General features: G+C 38.3%; 17 protein-coding genes. 1 reads left to right on the top strand and 16 read right to left on the bottom strand.

All coding sequences use genetic code 11. The features are described from left to right. Positions 1–25 precede the first annotated feature (25 nt). The 10 genes from G564_RS0101055 to G564_RS0101010 form a co-directional block, all read right to left on the bottom strand. A complete protein-coding gene (locus G564_RS0101055) occupies positions 26–1,102 on the bottom strand; it encodes a DegT/DnrJ/EryC1/StrS family aminotransferase (RefSeq protein WP_029036025.1) in 1,077 nt (358 codons plus the stop codon). Further along, positions 1,099–2,535, bottom strand: a complete 1,437-nt coding sequence (locus tag G564_RS0101050) for a lipopolysaccharide biosynthesis protein (RefSeq protein ID WP_029036024.1) — start codon at positions 2,533–2,535, stop codon at positions 1,099–1,101. Before G564_RS0101050 ends, G564_RS0101055 begins: the two co-directional genes overlap by 4 nt. After that, on the bottom strand, positions 2,526–3,404 hold the full coding sequence (gene rfbA, locus G564_RS0101045) for a glucose-1-phosphate thymidylyltransferase RfbA (RefSeq protein WP_029036023.1): 879 nt from the start codon (positions 3,402–3,404) through the stop codon (positions 2,526–2,528). The genes G564_RS0101050 and rfbA overlap by 10 nt, the downstream gene beginning before the upstream one ends. 233 nt (positions 3,405–3,637) lie before the next feature. After that, positions 3,638–4,669 (bottom strand): NAD-dependent epimerase, encoded by a 1,032-nt coding sequence (locus G564_RS0101040; protein ID WP_029036022.1) that lies wholly within the window; start codon positions 4,667–4,669, stop codon positions 3,638–3,640. Positions 4,670–4,901: 232 nt separating this feature from the next. After that, positions 4,902–6,047: a dTDP-4-amino-4,6-dideoxygalactose transaminase gene (rffA, locus tag G564_RS0101035; protein WP_029036021.1), complete on the bottom strand. Its 1,146-nt coding sequence runs from the start codon at positions 6,045–6,047 to the stop codon at positions 4,902–4,904. 1 nt (position 6,048) lies between these two features. Then, positions 6,049–6,924, bottom strand: a complete 876-nt coding sequence (locus tag G564_RS19710; protein WP_051205221.1) for a methionyl-tRNA formyltransferase — start codon at positions 6,922–6,924, stop codon at positions 6,049–6,051. Beyond that, positions 6,924–7,850 carry a glycosyltransferase family 2 protein gene (locus tag G564_RS0101025; RefSeq protein WP_037373236.1) on the bottom strand — a complete coding sequence of 309 codons (927 nt, stop codon included), beginning with the start codon at positions 7,848–7,850 and terminating at the stop codon, positions 6,924–6,926. Before G564_RS0101025 ends, G564_RS19710 begins: the two co-directional genes overlap by 1 nt. 51 nt (positions 7,851–7,901) lie before the next feature. Then, the gene (locus tag G564_RS0101020; protein ID WP_029036019.1) at positions 7,902–9,524 is read right to left on the bottom strand and encodes a hypothetical protein; all 1,623 of its coding nucleotides are present in this window, start codon (positions 9,522–9,524) and stop codon (positions 7,902–7,904) included. Between the two features lie 12 nt (positions 9,525–9,536). Continuing rightward, the gene (locus G564_RS0101015) at positions 9,537–10,610 is read right to left on the bottom strand and encodes a DegT/DnrJ/EryC1/StrS family aminotransferase (protein ID WP_029036018.1); all 1,074 of its coding nucleotides are present in this window, start codon (positions 10,608–10,610) and stop codon (positions 9,537–9,539) included. Continuing rightward, a complete protein-coding gene (locus tag G564_RS0101010) occupies positions 10,607–12,043 on the bottom strand; it encodes a lipopolysaccharide biosynthesis protein (protein ID WP_029036017.1) in 1,437 nt (478 codons plus the stop codon). Before G564_RS0101010 ends, G564_RS0101015 begins: the two co-directional genes overlap by 4 nt. 201 nt (positions 12,044–12,244) lie before the next feature. Here G564_RS0101010 and G564_RS18225 point away from each other — a divergent pair, with 201 nt between their 5' ends. Beyond that, complete coding sequence (locus G564_RS18225; RefSeq protein ID WP_051205219.1) at positions 12,245–13,234, top strand: glycosyltransferase family 10 domain-containing protein; 990 nt, start codon at positions 12,245–12,247, stop codon at positions 13,232–13,234. 145 nt (positions 13,235–13,379) lie between these two features. On the opposite strand, the gene G564_RS0100995 is transcribed toward G564_RS18225, so the two are convergent. The 6 genes from G564_RS0100995 to cysQ all read right to left on the bottom strand — a co-directional run bounded on the left by G564_RS0100995 (position 13,380) and on the right by cysQ (position 18,243). Then, a complete protein-coding gene (locus G564_RS0100995) occupies positions 13,380–14,636 on the bottom strand; it encodes a sulfate adenylyltransferase subunit 1 (RefSeq protein ID WP_029036016.1) in 1,257 nt (418 codons plus the stop codon). 72 nt (positions 14,637–14,708) lie between these two features. Continuing rightward, on the bottom strand, positions 14,709–15,074 hold the full coding sequence (locus G564_RS0100990; protein ID WP_029036015.1) for a GxxExxY protein: 366 nt from the start codon (positions 15,072–15,074) through the stop codon (positions 14,709–14,711). A 33-nt stretch (positions 15,075–15,107) separates the two neighbouring features. After that, the gene (cysD, locus tag G564_RS0100985; RefSeq protein ID WP_029036014.1) at positions 15,108–16,013 is read right to left on the bottom strand and encodes a sulfate adenylyltransferase subunit CysD; all 906 of its coding nucleotides are present in this window, start codon (positions 16,011–16,013) and stop codon (positions 15,108–15,110) included. Next, positions 16,006–16,602 carry an adenylyl-sulfate kinase gene (gene cysC, locus G564_RS0100980; RefSeq protein ID WP_029036013.1) on the bottom strand — a complete coding sequence of 199 codons (597 nt, stop codon included), beginning with the start codon at positions 16,600–16,602 and terminating at the stop codon, positions 16,006–16,008. The genes cysD and cysC overlap by 8 nt, the downstream gene beginning before the upstream one ends. A 383-nt stretch (positions 16,603–16,985) precedes the next feature. Beyond that, positions 16,986–17,453, bottom strand: a complete 468-nt coding sequence (locus G564_RS0100975; RefSeq protein WP_029036012.1) for a DUF2061 domain-containing protein — start codon at positions 17,451–17,453, stop codon at positions 16,986–16,988. Continuing rightward, positions 17,443–18,243 (bottom strand): 3'(2'),5'-bisphosphate nucleotidase CysQ, encoded by an 801-nt coding sequence (gene cysQ, locus G564_RS0100970; RefSeq protein ID WP_029036011.1) that lies wholly within the window; start codon positions 18,241–18,243, stop codon positions 17,443–17,445. Before cysQ ends, G564_RS0100975 begins: the two co-directional genes overlap by 11 nt. Between the last annotated feature and the right edge of the window lie 133 nt (positions 18,244–18,376).

Genomic DNA, 18,376 nt, shown 5'->3' with positions numbered 1-18,376 from the left:
TGAGATTTCACACACCGCTGTCATTTCACTCTCCATAGGAATTAATAATTTCGGTTATAGTTTTCATATCTTCTACATCAAGACCTTGATAAATGGGTAGACACATTATTTTTCCGGCAATGTTTTCAGATAAAGGCATGCGAGAGTTATTGAGGTATTCTAAGGTATTTAAAGATGGATAAAAGTATCTTCTTGGAAAAATTCCATTTTTATTTAATACTTCTTGAATTTCCAAAAGACTTTTTTCACTCTCAAAGATAACTGGATAATAACTGTAATTCCACTTTGAGTTCTTTCTGAGCTTTAATTTTTGCACCTTACTTGAGTCCAGATGAGCATCATAATAACTGCAAACTGCCTTGCGGTCCTGTGTAATCCTTTTTATATAAGATAAAACTGTAAGTCCCATTGCAGCCTGTAATTCGCTCATTTTTGCATTAATACCAACTCCATAAAACTTTTCAGGACCATTATGGCCAAAATTATGACTATAATTTAGCTTATGATTGAGTTCTTCATTTTTACAGAAGATCGCCCCCCCTTCCCCGGTATGGAATAATTTTGTTGCATGAAAACTACAGGTGCTTATATCCCCATATTCAAAAATGGATTTTCCCTTGTATTTTACTCCAAAGCAATGTGCAGCATCGTAAATAACCTTCAAATCATGCCGTCTCGCTATGTTCTCTATTTCTTCAACATTACAGGGATTTCCAAAAACATGTGTGGCCAGGATTGCTGTTGTCCTTGGGGTAATAGCGGCCTCTATCTTTGTTTCATCTATAGTAAGATATTCCGGATGGATATCTACAAAGATTGGTTTGCAATTTTCCCAGACTATGGCAGAGGTGGTGGCAACGTAGCTAAATGGTGTAGTAATGATCTCGCCCTTACCTCCTAATACTTTAAGTGCAATCTGTAACGGTAACGTACCATTGGTCATCAAGGTGATATTGGTAACCTCAAGATGCTTCTTAAGTTTCAGTTCAAGTTCTTTGACCAGCTCCCCCCGGTTTGTCAACCATTCATTCTCCCATATTCGTTTTAGTTGGGCCTGATAATCCTCTATAGGAGGAAAAAATGTTTTTGTTACAGGGATCATCTGCTAGTAATTAAATTTTTTAAATCTGTTAGACTGCTCAGTTTAAAAATCATTGCACTGGATAAATAAACGCTTAAACCTATAACCCCTCCCAGGAGTAGTCTGAAAAGATCAGAAAAGAGGAAAAATTGGAATATGTCAAATAGAAGTACCGTAGCACCCGCCAAAGACGCTAATAGAATTGCAGGTAATATATCCTTAAGTTGTTCCAGTGCTGAGTAATCCAAAAATTTACCGGTGTAATGTGTGTTTATAACAAGTGAAATTAAGGATGTACAGACCTGTGCCCATAAAAGTGCTATAATTCCATATTGTATGGCAATAATTATAGCAACTACAATTATTAATTTTTTCATCACTTCTAATTTCAAAAAAAGATCACTTCTACCCTTAACCTTTAAAATGTTTAGATTATAAGCGTGAATTGGATATAATATTCCTGTAATACATAAAATTTGAAAATAAGGAACCGCAGGTAACCACTTTGCTGTAAAAAGGAAGCGAAACAAAGGTTCTGCCAGAACTCCAAGAAATACCAAGGTGGGAGTAATTATGAACACAACCATTTGCATTAATTGTTTGTAGACTCTCTTTAGTCTAATATTATCATTCTGCATTTTTGCAAATAAGGGAAAGGTAACTTTATTTAAAGCGTTAGAAATGTTAACAACAGGTAGCTGTTTCATTGTTTGTGCGCGGGTATAAAATCCAACTTGTCCCGCAGAGAAATATTTTCCAATTACAACAATATAAATATTATTAAATGTTGTATTTAATAATTCTGAAAAGGTTAATTTATACCCGTAATTGAAATGCCTTTTGAATTTATTAATATTAAAAATAAAATCGGGAGTCCAACCGGAAAAAATCCACAACTGAATGGTACTAACTATTACTCCCACTACAGTGCTCCATACCAGACTCCATACACCGTAATCCATATAAGCCATGGTAATGCCAACCAAACCTCCTATAATAGTGGCAGGTAGAGAAATTAATGCCTGTATTTTAAAATTCATTTCTTTAGTCAACCTCGCATTTTGAACTGCAGAAAAAGCTGAAAAAATGAATGTGAGACACAGTACCCTTATCATTCCGGTTAAAATTTCTCTTTCATAAAATTTTGCTATAAATGGTGCGGCAAAATATATTAATAGGTAGATAAAACAACTTGCGATAACATTAAAGAAAAATACGGTCGAGAAATCTTCCTGATCCATATCCTCCCCTCTAACGAGCGACTGGCCAAGTCCTGCATCCATTAAAGTTTTTCCTATAGCCATAAATATAGCAATCATACCTACCAAACCAAATTCTTCGGGCAAAAGAATCCTGGCTAAAATAAGGGAAACAATAAAGCCAATGATTTGATTCCCAAATTGCTGGGCAAAAGTCCACACCAGACCTGAAGTGGCTTGTTTTCTTAACGACATTCTGTTCTTTCTCTAATTACCTCCTTTAAATATTCACCATATTTGGATTTAGCATACTGTTCCATTGCGGTATTCAATTCTTCAATTCCTATAAATTTTCTTTCTAGGGCAACCTCTTCAATACAACCAATCATTCTGCTCTGTCTGTTTTGAATTACTCTTATGAATTCGGTAGCATCATCAAGGGACTCCACCGTACCCGTATCAAACCAACTCATTCCTCGAGTCATTACCCCCACTTCCATTTTTCCTGCATCCAGGTACATTTGATTTATCGTAGAGATTTCTTTTTCCCCTCTTGCCGAAGGCTCAACTTTTTCAGCATATTTCACCACACTATTATCAAAAAAATATAAACCGGGAACAGCATACTTCGATTTTGGCTTTAGTGGTTTTTCTTCTATACTGATCGCTTTATTATTTCCATCAAATTCTACCACCCCATATCTTTCGGGATCCTTAACAGGATAAGCAAAAATTGCAGCTCCATCTACCTCTGTTTTACTTCTAAGAAGGGAGCCTAAGCCATTCCCGTAAAAAATATTATCTCCCAGAATGAGAGCGACTTTATCTTCTCCAATAAACTCCTTTCCTATGATAAAAGCCTCTGCCAAGCCATTAGGAGTTTGCTGGACCTTATATTCAAATGTACAGCCGAGTTGAGACCCGTCTCCTAATAGTTTTTGGAATAGCTCCTGATCCTCGGGTGTAGTTATAAAAAGAATTTCTCTAATTCCAGCCAGCATCAGTACAGACAATGGATAGTAGATCATAGGTTTGTCGTAAACCGGTAACAACTGTTTACAAACTGCTATGGTTATCGGATAAAGTCTGGTGCCTGAACCCCCTGCCAATATTATTCCTTTCATTATGGATTCTTAAATTTTTCTAGGGTTTTACCTATCTATTGTGGTTATTGGGTAATACTTTTTTACAGAAGAACAATTCATCTCTCCAACTTCTTTGGTAAAAACAGCTTTTCAAAACTTCTCTGATGCAAAAAAAGTCCAATTAAGCTTTCAAAAAAGTGTGTGCCAAAATCATATTTCCATGCCTTTAAGCTAAAGACCCTTTAAAGTTTAACATTTTTTCAATATGAGAGTTAAAGTGCGTAATAAGATTTATACCATTCAACAAATTTCTGAACACCTTTTGAAATTGGAGTGGATGGAGAATATTCATAATCCTTCTTTAATTTACCCACATCAGCCCAGGTTCTATTTACGTCCCCTTTTTGCATAGGCAGCATATTTTTTTTGGCGGTAATACCTAATTGATGTTCTATTTCTTCGATAAATTCCATTAACTTGACTGGCTTACTATTTCCTATGTTGTATAAACTATGTCCTTGGGAATTATCAGCCTTTTGAATAATTTGATATATACCCTGAACGATATCATCTATATAAGTGAAATCCCGTTCCAGATTCCCATTATTAAAAACTTTAATTGGACGATCATTTAATATGGCATCTGTAAATAAAAACATGGCCATATCCGGACGCCCCCAGGGACCATATACAGTAAAGAATCGTAAACCGGTTGTTTTAAAGCCATACAGATGGCTGTACGTAAAGGCCATCAATTCATTACTCTTCTTTGTAGCTGCATACAGACTTATTGGATGGTCCACATTATCTTCTGTAGAGAATGGAATCTTTTCATTTTGACCATAAACGCTGGAACTACTGGCATAAATAAGATGTTTCACCTGGAAATTTCTACAACATTCCAATAAATTAGCAAATCCAACGAGATTACTATCCACATAGGCTGTTGGATTCTCTATGCTGTACCTTACTCCGGCCTGAGCAGCCAGATTAACTACTTTGTAGAACTTCTCCTGAGAGAACAAGGCAGGGAGACGGATACGATCCTCAAGGTCTAATTTGATAAACCCAAAGTTCTCAAATTTCCCACTCCGGATCAATTTATTGTATTCCGATACCTTTTTGGAAGGAATGCCTAACTCCAGAAGCCGATCTATTTTGAGCTGAGGATCATAGTAATTATTCAGGTTATCTAATCCTACAACCTGATAACCTTCTTCAACTAAAATTTTGGATAAATGAAAACCGATAAAACCTGCCGAACCTGTGACAAGAATCTTCCGCCGATCTTTAATCTCTGACATTTCTTTTCTTAAAATTTCATCGGCAAAGATAAAGGATTAGGCTGAAGACGACCCTTATTTAGTCTTAAAGAACTGTGAAAACCACAATAATAGTTATGACCAATAGTCAGGAGATACTTGTGGAAGCTTTTTTCCCTTTTAAACATTTTAAAATCCGTATCCAAATGATCAACCCGTATACTGTGCTGCTGAAATTGTTCTTAGTACCTTTTAAAAAATATATTATTCACAATTACGAAATAAGTTCAAACAACCTTCTTGTAATAAGACTAACAGTCTTATTTTCCAACTCATAAAAAAAAGGAAGCCTTACAACACAGTTCGTATATCTATCTGAGTTCTTCAGGTGTCTACCGTCATGTTTCATTTTGTAAAAAGGACTTTTATGCAGGCTTAAATAGTGGAATACTGCCATTATTTTATTCGATCTTAATCCGTCTAATATTCTATTTCTTTGTTCCAGATCCTTACAAATCAGATAAAACATATGGGCATTATTGGTTGCAAAGTCCGGTATTGATGGGAGCTGTATATTGTTCGCTTTCGCCCACTGTTTTAAATCGCTATAATAATTATCCCAGAGGTCATGTCTCCTGATCTGAATATCCTCCAGGTTCTCTAACTGAGCCCAAAGAAATGCCGAAATAATCTCTGAAGGTAGAAAAGAACTTCCCATTGATATCCAGTTATACTTTCCCACTTCTCCCCTAAAAAAAGCAGAACGATTCGTTCCCTTCTCCCAGATAATTTCTGCTTTGTCCATTAAGCTTGGATCATTGATAGCCAGCATTCCTCCTTCTCCACTAATGATATTCTTAGTTTCATGAAACGAAAAGGCGGCTAAATGACCTATTGAGCCGAGTGCTTTTTTTTCTCCATCTTTCCCTGTATAAAAACCATCAATTGCCTGTGCAGCATCTTCTACAACATAAAGTCCATATTTATTCGCCAGGGACATTATTTTATCCATGTCACAGGCGACTCCCGCATAATGAACCGGAACGACGGCTTTTGTTCGGGCAGTAATCAAAGCTTCAATGGCATTTTCGTCTATTCCCGGATGGTCTTCCCTGCTATCTGCAAATACTATTTTGGCACCTCTTAAAACAAAGGCATTGGCCGTCGAAACAAAGGTGTAGGACGGTATTATCACTTCATCCCCTGGTTGAATATCGATGAGTAGAGCAGCCATTTCCAGGGCATCTGTACATGATGTGGTTAGCAAAACCTTTCCAAAACCATAACGCTCTTTTAGAAAATCCTGACACAATCGGGTGTATTTGCCGTTTCCGGATATTTTACCTGTATTTACGGCATCTTCAATGTAGAAAGTTTCTTTGCCTGTTAAATATGGTTTGTTAAATGGTATCTTTTTCATCCTATCTGAGCCGGGTTCTGAATTTTTTGAAGTGGCACGGATTACCATTCAGGTCCTCCATCTCAATAAGCCTCACCGCATTTTTACCACAGAGTATTACAGGATTATTCCTTTCAAACATCAGCATTTTCCCCGGTGCTTCAATTTCTGAAACGACCTTGTCAACTACTTCACATTCCAGGATGCGAATTACCTGATCATCTTCTGTTCTTGTTTTTGCACCATCAAAAGGATAGCCAACAGCATCAACAAATCGCACGATATCTGCAGCCTCATCTGTCCAGTTTATAAAGTAATCCTCTTCATTCCTCCAAATACTATAAGTTGCCTGCTCAGGATCCTGAGGCGTACTATTTAATTCCTTTTTATTTATAAGCAGCTCCACAATATTAAGAACGATGTCAACATATAACCCGGCAATTAAATCAATTGCCGTCCGGATCTTTAATGGGTAATTTATATCAATTTTTTTCTGACTGATAATATCACCTTCATCCATCCTTTCGGAAGCCCAAAGTGCCGTAACTCCTAAATGATCCTCCCCCTTAATAAGCATGTTTACTATTGGCGAAAACCCTCTGTATTTTGGAAGATAAGAATCATGGATAACTATTAAATTTAGCGGTTCTTTAATGAGCCATCTCCAACCTATTGCAATTGAATATTCACTTTGAACCGGCAACTTCCCACCTCTTTCTATATGCCTGATGCTGTGATGCTCACATAATTCTTTGATTTCGTCGTAGTAATCCTCCTGATTTCCCATGTCCTCCCCGCCCACTACAACATCAATATGTACTATGTACTCCTCTTTTGTCACCAGAGCCTTGAGAACTTCAAATCCTTTTTTGTTTAGTAAGTATAATGTTAGTGACATTATTGTTCCTTAATTATTTTCTCAATTATATAGATAGGTCGCTTTTTTACTCCTTCGAAAATTTTACCCACATACAATCCAATAATTCCTAATGTAGATAAAATAACCCCCGACAACAACCAAATGGAGATAATCAAACTGGTATAACCCAAGACCACCACATCGCCTTTTACCCATTTTATAAAATAGATCAGTGCAATCACTACTGATAAAAAGGAAATGAACAGTCCTGTTTTTACCACTAGGCGGATGGGTTTATCTGAATAGGCCAGAATAATGTCCAGGGCCAAATTGAGCAACCTCTTTAAATTATAACTGGTGTTTCCTTCACTTCTCGCGGCATGTTCCACCGGCACTACAACCGACTTAAATCCAACCCACTTCACCATGGTGGGGAAATACCGGATCGATTCCCGCATCGATACAATGGCATTCACTGCCTTCCTGCTATAGATCCCAAAATTAGCAACTGTTTCGTCCTGTTTGGATCCTGTCAAGTAGCCGAGAGTTCTGTAAAACATCTTCGAGAATAACTTCTTTACAAAACTATCTTTTCTATTAGATCTTCTGGCTATCACAATCTCAAAGCCTTCCTGTGCTTTATGATACAATTTTTCAATCTCTTCTGGTTGATCCTGCAGGTCGCAATCCATTACAACTACCCAGTCTCCATCAGCCTCATCAAGTCCTGCTGTTATTGCGTAATGTTGACCAAAATTCCGGCTCAATTTAATCCCAACCACTTTGCTATTCGCGCTGGCCTCCTTTTCAATCAGCTCCCAGGAGTTATCCTGTCCCTTATCTTCTACCAGGATAATCTCATAATCGGCAGTAATCTTCTGCACGCTTATTTCGATTCTGCTAATCAACTGAGGTATAATTTTTTCCGCATTGTATACGGGGCTAACAATTGACAAATGTGCCATAGGTATAGTTTAATGTGTTTCAGCTAAAAATGGTGTCTCATCTATTCCACTTTAATCAGTTTGCTTTTGAGAATCTATACTTTTTAGATAATATGTAAGTAAGCCTTTTTCTATCCTGCCCACTCCCATTCTTTGAAAATCACCCTCCAATGCACTGGTAAGAAAATTGGAACTTTCGGGGTAGGAATGTATAATAAATATTGCAAAATTGTCTTTTCCCTGCAGCATCTCTTTAATTTTTGCCCTACTGGTCAGATCATCAATGGATTGATGAAAAAAGCCGCTTATCACTACAGACCGGGGATACAGGTAATGAAAAATATGACTCTTATCCCCATAAAAATAAACTTTGATATCCCTGCTTCCTAGCTCTTTAACTTCGGCATCTATTGCGTCTAAAAATTGGGCCCTGAATTCATTAGTACGAATAGGAGAAAGCAGCTCGTGCCTGGGCACTACGTTCAGTGAGAGCAGATTCTTATCCTCATATATCCCGTAAAGTTTATTTACAAAGGAAAATGGGATCAGGACGAGGAGCAGTGTTGACCAGTAATTTTTACCTGCTGAATTTCCGATACTAAAAACGAATGGGAATAAGACAAACAATGAATAGCCTTTCAGAAGTCCGGTGTTTGAACCAAACAAATTAATAAATAGAAAAAGAAAGTACAGGACAAATATCTGAAGTTGCATTCCAGATCGCTTTTTCCAATGGAATATTTGGATACCTGTATACGATAAAACAACTGCAAAAATAAAAAGGGAATAATTAAAAATGTACTTCGTGGGAAGAAGATAATAACTCATAAAGATCAGAAGGATCAGTATAAGCAAGAGATAAGTGAAGACTTTTGAAATCCTTCTCCGTATTCTTAGGAACAGGAAATAGCTAATGAGAATGAAACTGAGAAAAAAGAATAATTGAATTCCATCCCGGAAATAATTTTGAAGGAGTTCTTTAATAAAATGGGAATCTGCATTTGCTGAAGCATTTATAAATGAATTCCAGCTTCCGTAGTACAAAGCATAACCCAAGGCTAATCCCAGAAGTGATAGCAATAGAAGAATCACCGCCTGCCAGCGGTACAACAAGGTCTTTGGAAAAGCACTTCTAAAAAAAAGAAACCAGAAAAAAATAATGGGTAAGACCAGAATATTAGGTAGTCTTACTAATACAGCGGCTGAACAGAGAATGGACAGAAAAAGGAGTTTAGAAAGCTTCGGTTTTTTTATGTGATAAATACAGAGGGTAAAGATCAATGACAGAAAAAAAATGCTGAGGGTGTCGTAGCCCAGAATGTTGACATTAAAAGGTAGAAAGAGAATTAAACCGCAGGCCAGATAGAGCATAATTTTGTTTCTGGAAAGCTGTGGCTTGAGAATGAGGAATGGAAAGAGGAAAGAAAGTAAGAGCAAAAGAGAATTGGCCAGCCGTAAAAAAATGATTTTAGGACCCAATAATTCGACAATCTCCTTTATGATCAGAGAACTACCAAGAAAGGGATAAAGATGTTGATCTCCGGCAGGATGAAGCGCCTGATTCAGGTGATAGAAACTATCAGTAAAATCGAGCCCGAAAAAGATACCTACGAAAAAAAAGGAAATCGACAGGAATAGAGATAAATAAGCAATAAGCCTCTCCTGGCGTCTATCTAAGATTTCAAAAATTTTCATTCGTAATTGTAATTATTCGGAAGCAATTAACTTATTGGTGATTACTTTTAACTGTTGAGGCTTAAGACCTGCATAAAATGGAAGACACAGAATTCTACTAGAAACCGATTCTGAAATTTCCAAACCAGGCAATTTCGTATAGGGCAGAGAATTTAAGGAAGGATAAAAATACCGTCTTGAGAATATTCCTTTTTCATTCAGAGCCTTCTGTGCTTTTAAAAGTTCCTTTTCATCAGAAAATATTACCGGAAAATAGCTGTAATTCCATTCTACACCATCACGAAGTTTGATCATATTAAGCTGAGTATCTATAAGAGCTTCTCTGTAAAAGTCATAGACCCTTTTTCTTTGTTCTATATCTGAATCTACATAGGGTAAAACTGCTAATCCCATTGCAGCCTGTAACTCACTCATTTTTGCATTGATTCCCAATCCTGAAAACTCTGTTGCGCTTTTGTGTCCAAAATTGTGCCTGTAAAAAAGCTCCTCGTATAGTTGGGGATCTTTACAAAACATAGCTCCTCCCTCTCCTGTATGGAATATTTTTGTAGCATGAAAACTACAGGTGCTTACATCTCCATAATTAAAGATCGACTGGTCTTTGTATTTTACTGCAAAACAATGCGCCGCATCATAGATCACCTTCAGCCTATGCTTTTTTGCTATTCTTTCTATCTCCTCCACGTTACAGGGATTACCGAAAACATGGGTTGCCAGAATTGCTGTGGTTTTGTCTGTAATCGCAGCTTCAATTTTAGTTTCATCAATGGTCAAATATTTAGGATGTATATCAACAAAAACTGGTGTGCAATTCTCCCATACGATTGCCGCGGTTGTGGCCACATAACTGAAAGGAGTTGTTATAACCTCCCCATTTTTTGCAAGTGTTTTCAAGGCAATTTGAATAGGAAGAGTTCCATTTGAAGTAAGAATGAGGTTTGGAGAATCCAGATATTCCTTAAGTGTTGCCTGTAACTCATACCAGAGTTTGCCACCATTAGCAATTTGATTTGACTCCCAAATCTGTTTCAGGTATTTTTGATACTTCTTCAATGGAGGGAGAAAAGTCTTAGTTACGTTGATCATCGCTTCAGAATCAAATTAGAAAGTTCAAACAGGCTAGTAAACTTAAGAATATACGCTGTAACCAGATACACAAGAGAACCAATAAATCCTCCAATTAGTATACGTAACAGGTACATCTGGTCCAGCAAAATAAATTGATCTACCAGAAAAATAGCAGTACCACCTAATAGAGAAAGCAGAAGTATGGGAAACACATCTTTTATCTGTTCCCAACCGGTATATGAAATAAATCTGCTCGTGTAACGGGCATTTATAAAAAAAGCCAGCAGAGAGATCAATACCTGCCCATACAGCAGTGCCATAATCCCAAATGGAATAGCAATTATTATAGTGAGAACAATAATAATTTTCTTGATCACCTCCAGTTGTAAGAAAAGATCACTTCTACCCTTTACATTTAAAATCGTGAGGTTATAGGAATGAAGGGGGAAAAGAATGCCGGTGATACAAAGGATCTGAAAATAAGGTACTGCAGGTAACCATTTATCAGTAAACAGGAAAATAAAAACCGGTTCTGCCAGTACTGCAAGAAATATCAGCACCGGACTAATTACAAAAACAACCATTAACATCAGCTTTTTATAAACCCTCTTTAGTCTTAATTCATCATCCTGGATTGAGACAAATAATGGGAAAGTCACCTTGTCCAGTGCCCTTGATATGTTAGTTACCGGCAATTGCTTCATAGTTTCTGCCCGGGTGTAGAATCCCACCTGTGCTGCGGAAAAATACTTACCTATGACAATAAGAAAAATGTTATTGAAGATCCTGTTGAGCAGATCAGATAAGGTCAATTTATATCCATAATTGAAATGTTTGCTGAACCTGGACCGGCTGAAAACTAAACGAGGCTTCCAGTTTGAATACCACCACATCTGAATGGTACTTACAACCGCGGTAGTTATACCACTCCACACCAGGCTCCAAACGCCGTATCCACTATAAGCCATCCAGATTCCGACAACTCCACCCATCACTGCCGCAGGAATAGCTATCACAGCCTGGGTCTTAAAATCCATTCGTTTGGTAAGTCTGGCCAATTGAACAGCAGAAAATGAGGTGATCACAATTGTTAAGCAATATACCCGAATGATATCAGTAAGGACAGGTTGTTCATAGAAGGCAGCAATAAAAGGGGCTGAAAGAAATACTAAAGCATACACTAGTAACCCGGCACCAACATTAAAAAAAAATACCGTGGAGTAATCTACCTCATCACAATCGGTATCTCTTATAAGAGATTTGGTAAGTCCGCCATCCAAAAGTGTATTACCCACAGCTACCACTACAGCGATCATTCCTATTAAACCAAATTCTGCGGGAAGTAAGATCCTTGCCAGGACAAGAGAAACCACAAATCCAATGAGTTGATTTCCGAACTGTTGAGTGAAGGTCCAAACCAGACTAAGGGCGGCTTTTCTTTTTAAAGACATGTAAAGTTCACTGGTTTTTCTGAATTCCTTTATTGTACTACGAATGTATCAATTTTTAATCATTCCCATGGAGGAAAAGGAATCGGGACCGCTTCACACCAAGCCCAAAGAACCAGGACTTCCTGGAACAGAAAAATTAATTGCCTTAGTTATCTAAAAAGACATATTTGATTAGCTTTGATATTGAAAACTCAACGGCTCGTGAAGAAAATAAAATTATGGTACTCTGACTTCTATGAAGGTTTTGATCCTTCCAGTAATTATTTACATGATCTTCTTAGCCTCCACTATGAGCTTATACTTGATAAGGAAAATCCCGACTATCTCATTTATTCCTGCTATGGCAAAGATTTTTTAAAGTATAAAAACCCGGTTAAGATCTTTTACACCGGAGAGAACCTTGTTCCGGATTTTAATCTCTGTGACTACGGAATAGGATTCAATTATCTGGAATTCGGAGACCGGTATTTCAGATATCCTAATTTTGCACTGATCCCGGACCAATTTGAAAAGCTCCTTAAGCAGAGATCTTTTATAAAAGAAGATGTTCAAAAAAAAGAATATTTCTGCAACTTCATTTATTCCAATTCACAGGCAGATCCTGCAAGAGATAATTTCTTTCATCTTTTAAGTAATTATAAAAAAGTCATGTCTCCCGGAAGGCATCTCAATAATACTTCAATGGATATTGGGGGCAGATTTACCAAAGACTGGATGTACACCAAATTAAAATTCCAGTCAAAATGCAAATTTACCATAGCCTTTGAAAATTCTTCTTCACCCGGTTATACCACCGAAAAGCTCATGCATGCCTATATTACCAATACGATTCCCATCTACTGGGGTAATCCTGAGGTAGTCAAAGATTTTAATTCTAATTCCCTGATTAACTGTCATGAATTCAGCAACTTTGAAGAGGTGGTAGAGAGGGTGAAGGAAATTGATCAAAATGATGAGCTTACGGCCGAAATTTTAAATGAACCTCCATTTCAGGGGAATGAAGTACCTGAAAACCTGAAGCAGGAAACCCTCGAAGAATTTCTCAGATCCATTTTTGATCAGGATCAGGAAAAAGCTTACCGAAGGCCCAGATTTGGGAGAATTGCAATTTATGAAGAGGATTTATTTAAAAACTTTCATTCGGGGAGGTCCGGTACTCTTAGTTCAATAAGGAAGTTTCTGAACCTCTAATAAAAAAGATTGCACGGATTTGGAAAGGATTACGCGGATTTTATCTGATTGCGCGGATTACGTTTGTTAGACTACCATTCCAGCCGCGACAGTCTTATTTTTTTCTGATTGCACGGATTTAATTAGATTTCACGGATTACGTTCGCTACACCACCATTCCTGCTGCCACTGTTTCGTTTGTATTTTCGTCTATAAGAATAATGCTGCCGGTATTTCGGTTCTCTCTGTAAGAATCGAGCATTAAAGGTCTTGTACATCTTATTTTCACTCTTGCGATGTCATTCATATATAAATCTTTGTCCTCACTTAAGCGCTCATATGAATTTATATCCACCTTATAGACCACCTCTTTGATCATTGCCCGCTGCTCGCTGGAAGTATGCATAACAGTATACTTTGCCCTTGGCTTAGCTGCATCATTGTTTAACCAACAAAGCATCACATCGAATTCCTGTGTGGGTTCCGGCTGATTATTTACTCTTACGATCATATCTCCCCTGCTCACGTCAATATCATCTTCCAGGCTCATGGCAATGGACATAGGAGCGTAGGCTTCTTCAACTTCTGTTTCACCTGAATTTATGGATCTTATTTTTGAAGTAAAACCAGAAGGTAAAACAGCTACTTCATCTCCCACTCTATAAATTCCGCTGGCTACTCGACCGGCATATCCTCTATAATCCCGATGCTCTTCACTTTGCGGCCTGAGAACGGTCTGTACCGGAAAGCGGGCGTCTATTTTATTAATATCACTGCTAATGTGCAGGGTTTCAAGGATATTCAGTAAAGTTCCTCCCTGGTACCAGAACATATTCTCTGATCTATTCACTACGTTATCTCCATCCAAAGCGCTGATAGGGATAAAGCGTACATCCTTCATTAGCAGTTTGGAAGAAAATTCCTCGAATTGACCAATGATCTCATTGAACCTTTCTTCAGAATAATCCACCAGGTCCATTTTATTGATACATACTATAAGATGTGGAATGTTCAATAAAGAAGCTATAAAAGAATGTCTTTTCGTCTGCTCGATCACTCCGTGTCGGGCATCAATCAAGATCACTGCAGCATTAGCCGTGGATGCGCCGGTAACCATATTCCGGGTATACTGAATATGGCCAGGCGTATCGGCAATGATAAATTTCCTCTTCGGAGTCGTAAAGTACCTGTAAGCTACATCTATAGTAATCCCCTGCTCTCTTTCATCCCTTAAACCATCAGTAAACAGCGCCAGATCCACTCCTTTGTGACCTTTCTTAGCACTTGTAGCACTAACCGATTCGAGTTGATCTTCAAAGATGGATTTTGAGTCGTATAAGAGCCGACCGATGAGGGTGGATTTCCCGTCGTCTACGGAGCCGGCGGTCGTGAATCGTAATAATTGGTTGTTATCTATATGCATTTGCCATTTAATTTGACGCGATTCCACGGATTATAGCGGATTACGCGGATTTGTTGTGTTGATAAAACGTTTTCAAACTAAACTTTTTTGACCGAAATTGACAAGTAAACCTAAGGGTAGTTCGGTGGATTTTAAATAATTGATCAACTGGGCTTCTACATCTTTGACCAGAAAGGAAGCTGCTTTGATCTCAAGAAGTATCTTATCATAACATAAGAAGTCAGCTACAAAATATTTCTTCATAGGTTGGCCTTCATACATCAGTCTTATTTTTAATTGTCTCTGAAAGTCTATTTTTTGAGATTTAAATTCCTTTTCCAATGCCTCCTGATACACCGACTCCAGGAATCCGGGTCCAAGATTTCTATGAACCTTCATACAAGCTCCTATGATTTTATAGGTCTTTTCCTCGTATAATAAAGCATTTTTGTCTCTCATCAATCCGCGTAATCCTTTTTAAAATCCGTGAAATCAGAAATATCCTTGTTTCTTCCTGTCTTCCATTGCCGTTTCACTCCGCTTATCATCACTCCTATCCCCTCTCTCTGTCTTTCTCATAGCAGAAACTTCCTGCACAATCTTTTCAAGAGTATCTGCTTCAGATTCTATTCCTCCGGTGATGGTGATGTCACCTAAAGTTCTGAAACGAATTTTCTTTGTATAGATCTTCTCCCCGGCTTCGAGTTTTAAATATTCTGAATTTGGGATCCAGGAGTTACTCCTCCATACTACCTCTCTCTCATGTGCAACATACAGGGAAGGTATCTTTATATTTTCTCTTTTGATATAATTCCAGACGTCCATTTCTGTCCAGTTACTTATAGGAAATGCTCTGAAATGCTCTCCTTCAAAATGTTTTCCATTCAGCAGATTCCATAACTCCGGCCGCTGGTTCTTTGGATCCCATTCCCCAAAATCGTTGCGGTGAGAAAAGAAACGTTCCTTTGCTCTTGCTTTTTCCTCATCTCTTCTGCCCCCACCAATAGCACAGTCGATCCTGTGTTCTTCAATGGTATCCAGAAGGGTGGTTATTTGAAGGGCATTACGGGTGGCGTTCTTTCCCCTTTCTTCAGCTACTCTTCCGTTATTGATCGACTCCTGAACGGAACCGACAATAAGATTCACCCCTAACTCTTTTACCAGATCGTCCCTGAAATAAATGGTTTCGGGAAAATTATGTCCTGTATCAACGTGCAGTAGAGCAAACGGAATTTTCGCCGGGAAAAATGCCTTTTTTGCCAGGTGGGTTACAAGAATTGAATCTTTCCCCCCTGAAAAGAGGATCACCGGGTTTTCAAACTGAGCCCATACCTCCCGCAGGATATAGATCGCTTCCGACTCTAATTCATCTAGGTAGTTGAGGTAATATTTACTCATTGTAATTCAATTTTTGTTGTAAAAAGGAAAAAAGTCTTTCTACGGCATCTTCAAGAGATTCATCTTCTGTTCTAATTTCAAAGTCTGGATCTTCCGGCGCTTCGTAAGGGGCACTGATCCCGGTAAAATTCTCGATCTCCCCTGCCCTGGCTTTTTTATAAAATCCCTTGACATCCCTTTCTTCACAAACACCTAGAGGAGTATTTACAAAAACTTCAAGAAAGTTCTCCTCTCCAATGACCTGTTTCGCCTGATCCCTATCCTCTTTTAATGGTGAGATGAAGGCAGTTATTGCTACCATCCCTGCATCTACAAAAAGTTTTGCCACTTCTGCTATACGCCGGTTATTTTCATTGCGATCCTCCCGGGTAAATTTCAAGCCTTTCGTAAGTCCGCTGCGAATGTTGTCTCCATCCAAAGAATAAGTCTTTACTCCGGCCTCAAAAAGGCGTTTTTCAAGGGCATTTGCGATGGTAGATTTCCCTGAGCCTGATAGTCCGGTGAACCATAAAACAAAGGAATTGTGTCCGTTTTTCCGGTTCCGGTCTTTTTGGGTGATGTGGTATTTATGTTTTACTATGTTGGGCATTGTTTATTGGTAAATTGGTTAATTGGGGATTGGTTAATTGGTTAATGCGTTAATTCAGAATTGAGTTTTTTAAACAAAATTTCCAGGTTTAATTTAAATTTCAGTTCAGCCTATTCAGACTGAAACTTCTAACTTCTACACTACCGGATGAGATTTGACTACGTCGAAGCTGCGCTTTCTCGTCGCCTCTTCATTTTCTCAAAAGTAAAGACTCTGTCGAAATGACAAGCATTCCACCTAAAAATCAATGATTCCTGTTCCTGATCACTGATCACTTATCTCCCCTCGTCTCCAAGTCCCCTCGTCCCCAAGTCCCCAGTCTCCAAGTCCCCTCTTCTCTAAGTCCCCAAGTCCCCAAGTCTCTCAGTCTCCCAGTCTCTATGTCACCCTTTAACCTGCTCCTTCACTTCCACTACTTCTTCAGCTTTATCTCTCCTTCCCGGCAGTCCGTAATCAACTCTATACCAGGTGCGTTCATGAAGATAGTAAAGGATCATTTTTGTGATGACCTCTGCTAATCCAATCTTAAATCCTGTAATAGGATTTCCGGTGATGATCCAGGCTAGAAGCATGGTGTCCATGGTGCCTACAATCCGCCATGATATTGTTTTGGCAATATGTCTCCTCCTACTGCTCCACTTTCCGGAGGATATAGAAAATTCTCCTTTAAACCAGAACCTTTCGTGAAAATAATACAGGATCATTTTAGTGATCACTTCAGCGAAACCGATCTTTAATCCGGTAAAGGCATTTCCGGAGATCAACCAGGCCAACAGGATAGTGTCCAGAGTTCCTACGATCCTCCAGGTAATGGTCTTGGCAATATGTCGCTTATGTGATTTATCTTTCATAAGAAACTACAAAGTTATCGTTTCTTAGATTTTCCCGGTTATAAGTAATGCTCTTACCGCTACCGTTGAATTTGCAGGAGAAACCTACCGCCTCACAAATAGCCTGTCCCGCTGCAGTATCCCATTCCATGGTGGGACCAAACCTTGGATAAAAATGAGCCTCTCCTTCTGCCAGCAAACAGAATTTTAAAGAGCTTCCTTTCGAAACCACCTGAACTTCCTGTTTTTTCTTTCTGAGTTCCTCTATGAAATCCAACGTTTCCTGATTCATGTGAGAACGGCTACCCACAATATTGATGCACTTTGAATCAGTTTGCGGCTGAATTTCTTTTGCTGATTTTAAAATATAATCGGCATCTAATGCTTCAGAAGGGACAGTTGCTTTATAAGCCTTTCTTTCTGAAACCAGGGTATAGTAAATCAATTCCAGGGCCGGAGCGAAAATCACCCCCAATTCCGGTCTTCCTTTCGAAACTAAAGCAATATTTACCGTAAATTCTCCATTGCGTTTTATAAACTCCTTTGTGCCATCAAGAGGATCAACGATCCAGCATTCCTTCCACTGCTTTCTTTCCTCATAGGAAAGTTCTTCATTTTCTTCACTTATTATTGGAATATCAGTAGGCTTTAAATAAGAGTTGATGATGTCATTAGCTCTTTTATCAGCTACCGTCAAAGGAGATGCATCTGACTTCATTTCCACCTGAAAATCTTCTTCCAGATAAACCTTCATTATCTCTTTCCCGGCTGCAATAGCAGCCTCTATTGCTGTTCTTAAATGTTCTTTCATCAGGAATCAAATATACACAGAGATTTAAAAGGGAGAAAATCTGAAAGACAAAAAAAAGACGCTTACCTCCTTTTATGTAAGGCTGATAAACGTCTCAATAAATCCGTGGAATCTCTATAATCCGCGTAATTCG

It is taken from the genome of Salinimicrobium xinjiangense DSM 19287 (assembly GCF_000423585.1).
GTDB lineage: Bacteria > Bacteroidota > Bacteroidia > Flavobacteriales > Flavobacteriaceae > Salinimicrobium > Salinimicrobium xinjiangense.
The sequence above is the reverse complement of the archived record's forward strand: the minus strand, read 5'-3'. Positions and strand labels throughout refer to the sequence as shown.